Annotated in this window: 3 protein-coding genes; all 3 read left to right on the top strand. The window is 38.9% G+C overall.

Features of this window, described 5'->3' with window-relative positions:
• The coding region (locus tag ACTHUT_RS14215; RefSeq protein ID WP_440418931.1) for a YadA family autotransporter adhesin at nucleotides 1-1,103 on the top strand (1,103 nt) is incomplete at its 5' end.
• Between the two features lie 78 nt (nucleotides 1,104-1,181).
• Nucleotides 1,182-2,759, top strand: a complete 1,578-nt coding sequence (locus ACTHUT_RS14210) for a hypothetical protein (protein WP_250599229.1) — start codon at nucleotides 1,182-1,184, stop codon at nucleotides 2,757-2,759.
• A 14-nt stretch (nucleotides 2,760-2,773) separates the two neighbouring features.
• A partial coding sequence (locus ACTHUT_RS14205) for a UDP-glucose:protein N-beta-glucosyltransferase (RefSeq protein WP_440418930.1) occupies nucleotides 2,774-4,660 on the top strand: 1,887 nt, incomplete at its 3' end.

The raw sequence follows: 4,660 nt of genomic DNA, 5'->3' as shown, positions 1-4,660 counted from the left end.
CGGTAGCAGCTGATACTAAAGCCGGTAAAGCGGCAACAGATGCAGCAGATGCATTAGCGAAAGCAGGCGAAGCTAAAGATGCAGCGAAAGCAGCAGACGATAAAGCTGTAGCGGCAGATGCTAAAGCAGTAGCGGCAGATACCAAAGCTGATGGTGCGGTAGCGAAAGCTGAAGCGGCAGATGCTAAAGCGGTAGCAGCTGATACTAAAGCCGGTAAAGCGGCAACAGATGCAGCAGATGCATTAGCGAAAGCAGGCGAAGCTAAAGATGCAGCGAAAGCAGCAGACGATAAAGCTGTAGCGGCAGATGCTAAAGCTGATGGTGCGGTAGCGAAAGCTGAAGCGGCAGATGCTAAAGCGGTAGCGGCAGATACCAAAGCCGGTAAAGCGGCAACAGATGCAGCTAATGCATTGACTACAGCAAATGGCATTGATGGCAAAGTGTCAAAAGCGCTTCAAGCTGTTGATAAAGGTTGGACTTTACAGACTGAACCTGGAACAGAAACCACCATCAACGCAGCAAATAATGTTGTTAGATTTAAAGCAGGCGATAATATTAAGATCAGTCAAACTGGTGGCAATATCACTGTAGCATTAACTAATGACATTAACGTAACTAAAGTGACTGCAGGAACTGTAGTTGCGGGCAACTTGACTGCGAAAAATGCAACCTTAGGTGGCGCTGGTCATACTGTTAAAGTTGAAAACGGTACAAACGTTGATATGGGCGGTAACCAAATCCACAATGTGGGAGATGGTGTTAAAGATTCTGATGCCGCAACTGTAGGTCAGTTGAATCGTGCATTAGATCAGGTCGCAGGAAGTCCGGCTAAGATCAATGAGTTAAACAACCGTGTAGATAAGATGAACAAGGAAATGCGTGGTTACGCTGCTAATGCAATGGCAGTAACAGCATTGCCTCAAGTTTATACTGCCGGTGACTCAATGATTAGTGCTGCTGTAGGTTCTCAAGGTGGTGCAGCTTCCGTTGCTGTGGGCTACTCACGCGCATCGGATAACGGAAAAGTTGTTATCAAATTGAATATGGCAGCAAGCAGCAGTGGCGAAAAAGGCGTTGCGGCAGGTGTTGGTTACAAATGGTAATCAATAGCTAATTGTAAACGCTAATCTAAATAAAATCGTGAGAGTGTAAGCTCTCACGATTTTTATCAGGTTTTTCTTATGGAAAATACACAAACTTCTTTTGAAACTACTGAAAAAATGACCGCACTTTTGTTATGCGATCCTACTTTTTTGAGTAATTTTGATAAAAATTACATAGCCAATTTAAACAAAATAAACTGGACGCCGGAAATGGGAGAGCCTCATCAATTACATGGGCTGCCTTCCAATCATTTCGATATTATTTTGGTTGATGAAACTTACAGTCTTAATTACAGCAGTTTTATTTGCTGTCTGAGGGTTTTGAAGAATAACGGTATTATTGTAATGCCGAAAAAGTGTCATCTCCAATTTGATAAATTCAAGAAAAGAGTGGCTGAGTTTGTAGAAATCTTTCCCTCTTCGGATGAGATCCCAATCTTAATACTTTCGAAAGTGGTTCAGAATAAAAGCTATGAGGTATATGAACAAGAACTTTCTTATTTTTTAGAAACTAGAGCATTTGATATGGCACTGCAATGGATTGATAAAATGGAAATATTATCTCCCTTTGCCATAGAGCCTATTATGTACCGTTGCAATATTTATCAAACCTTAGGATTAGTTGAAGGGGTTGAAGCAAGTTGGGCTTCTTTTCAACAACGCTTTAATCATCAAGGTATTGAAATATATAAGGCATTGTCTGTTATCACGGCTGGAGATTATTGCAAAGGTTTTAAAATGCGCCAACCTTTGGTGTCTGATGCACGTAGAACCAAAACTCCCCCTAAAGCTGTACATCAAATAAAAAAATGGCAAGGGCAAAATTTATTGGGAAAACATTTTGTTATTTGGACTGAATTCGGTCTGGGTGATGAGTTGATGTTTGCTCAATTAGCTTATGCACTAAAAAAACAACTTAATGTAAGAAAAATCACACTCATTGCACAAACTCCCGTTGTGAAATTATTGAAGAGTCATCTGGATATTGATGTCGTGATTGATAGTAAAAAGATCGATCTTGAGCTGGATGATGGTTTTGATTATTGGAGTTTTCCACATGATATCATGGCATATATTGATCTTCCTTTTTATCAAATTGTGAAGCGTCATCCTTATCTTTTTATCGATCAGCAAAGTATTGATAATGCAAAAAAGAAAATTTCACAAATGCCTGATAAATTGAATATTGGGATTGTTTGGCGAGGAAATCCCACCCATGAAAATGATGCTTTTCGTTCTATTCACCAACCTGAACTTTTAAGACTCTTATTTGATATAGAAGGGGCTAATTGGTATTGCTTACAGAAAGAATGCAATCTTGAAGAAAAAAAATTATTAGCTGAATATCAGATTCCAAATTTAGCCAAAAATGCAAAAACCTTATGGGAAACAGCTACTTATTTAGTTAATTTAGATTATCTTGTGACGGTGGATACATCAGTTGCGCATTTGGCCGGTGCTTTAGGAGTGAAAACATTGTTACTTTTGCCTTTTATTGGCGATTGGCGTTGGGGATATGGAAGTGGAAACAATTTATGGTATCCAAATATTACCTCTATTCGGATTGATAGTCTGACGTCATCGTTTGAAAAGGTTATTCATGAAGTAGGGATACACTTAAACGTATTAATACATAATCATTTAACACGTAATTAGCTATAGGAGCTAGGATGAATAAAAAAGTCACTGCTGAACAAGCTGAGGTGATTTCACCGAATATTGAATTGTTAGAACAAGCGGTAGAACAAAAAGACTATGAACGAGCTTGTAGCATTTTATTAGCTATTTTAACTGAGCTAGATGACAATTTTGGGCTTTTAGGTCAGATTGAGTTTTCTTATCCTGAACAATATCAAGCGGAAACGCTTGATATGGATCTTGTCGTCTATTTTTGCCACAGAATGGCGAATGTCATTACAAAACTATTTACTGATCAAGAACTTACCATTTCAGATATCGGTATGCAGCGTTTTTTCTCATTCCAACGTTGGATGGCGATGATTTTTGCAAGCTCAAGTTATATTAATGCTGATCATATCTTACAGGTTTATAACAAAAATCCGGTTCCTGGCTCTTTGGAAGTTGAGCTTGAGTCTAATCGCGACTCCTTAGTGAAGTTTTGCATTATGTATTTTCCGGAGTCTAACCTAAATCTTAATTTAGATATGCTGTGGAATATTGCGCCTGATGTTTGTGCTTCACTTTGCTTTGCATTGCAATCAGGGCGCTTTATTGGTACGCCTGCTGCGTTTTCAAAGCGCGCTGCGATTTTACAATGGTTCCCTGAAAAGCTTGCCACATTATCTGATTTAAATTCTGTACCTAATAGTATTTGTCATGATGTGTATATGCATTGCAGCTATGATGTTGCACCAAATAAACATGATGTAAAAAAAGCCTTAAACACAGTGATTCGCCGAAATCATTTCTTATGTGGCTGGAAAGATCTTGATGTTTCTCAAATTGGTTATCGAGATGGAAAACCGGTAATGGTTGTTATCTTGGAACATTTCAACATGGCACACTCTATTTACCGAACTCACTCAACATCCATGATTGCTGCGCGTGAACATTTTTATTTAATTGGTATTGGGAGTGAGCGAATCGATGAACAGGGACGAGCTGTTTTTGATGAGTTCGTTTTATCTCCTCATGACGATCATATATATAGTAGAATGGGGCTTGTTCGTGATATTTGTGAAAAAAATCAAGCTGCAATCTTATATATGCCGTCTATTGGTATGGATTTGTTATCTATCTTCCTCAGCAATACCCGTGTTGCGCCAATTCAAGCCATTGCGTTAGGTCATCCGGCAACAACATATTCTGACTTCATTGAATATGTTGTGGTTGAAGATGATTATGTTGGCTCTGAAGATTGTTTTAGTGAGACTCTTTTACGTCTTCCAAAAGATGCGTTGCCTTATGTTCCATCAGCCTTTGCACCGACCAATGTGGAATATGTGTTACGTGAGAATCCGGCAGTTATCAATATTGGTATTGCAGCGACTACGATGAAATTAAATCCGTATTTCTTGGAAATATTAAGGATTATCAGAGATAAAGCAGCGGTGAAAATACATTTTCATTTTATGCTGGGACAATCATATGGTATTACGCATCCATATGTAGCTCGTTTTATTAAATCGTATTTAGGAGATGATGCGACGGCACATCAGCAAACGCCTTACCAAGAATATCTTGGCCTCATTAAGGATTGTGACATGATGTTAAATCCACTTCCGTTCGGCAATACTAATGGCATTATTGATATGGTCACCATGGGATTGGTAGGTATCTGTAAAACCGGAGCGGAAGTACACGAACACATTGATGAAGGTTTATTCCGTCGTTTAGGTTTGCCGGATTGGCTGATTGCAAATACGATTGATGAATATATTGAGCGCGCTATTCGTTTGGCTGAAAATCATGAAGAACGTTTAGCGTTGCGTCATCAAATTATCAAAAATAACGGGTTAAATACTTTATTCTCAGGTAATCCACGTCCAATGGGAGAGGTTTTCTTGAAGAAATTAAAAGCATGGGCGAAAAAGAAC

This window comes from Neisseria sp. P0022.S010 (genome assembly GCF_051956635.1).
Note: the sequence above shows the minus strand (reverse complement) of the source record. Positions and strands in the feature narration are given on the sequence as shown.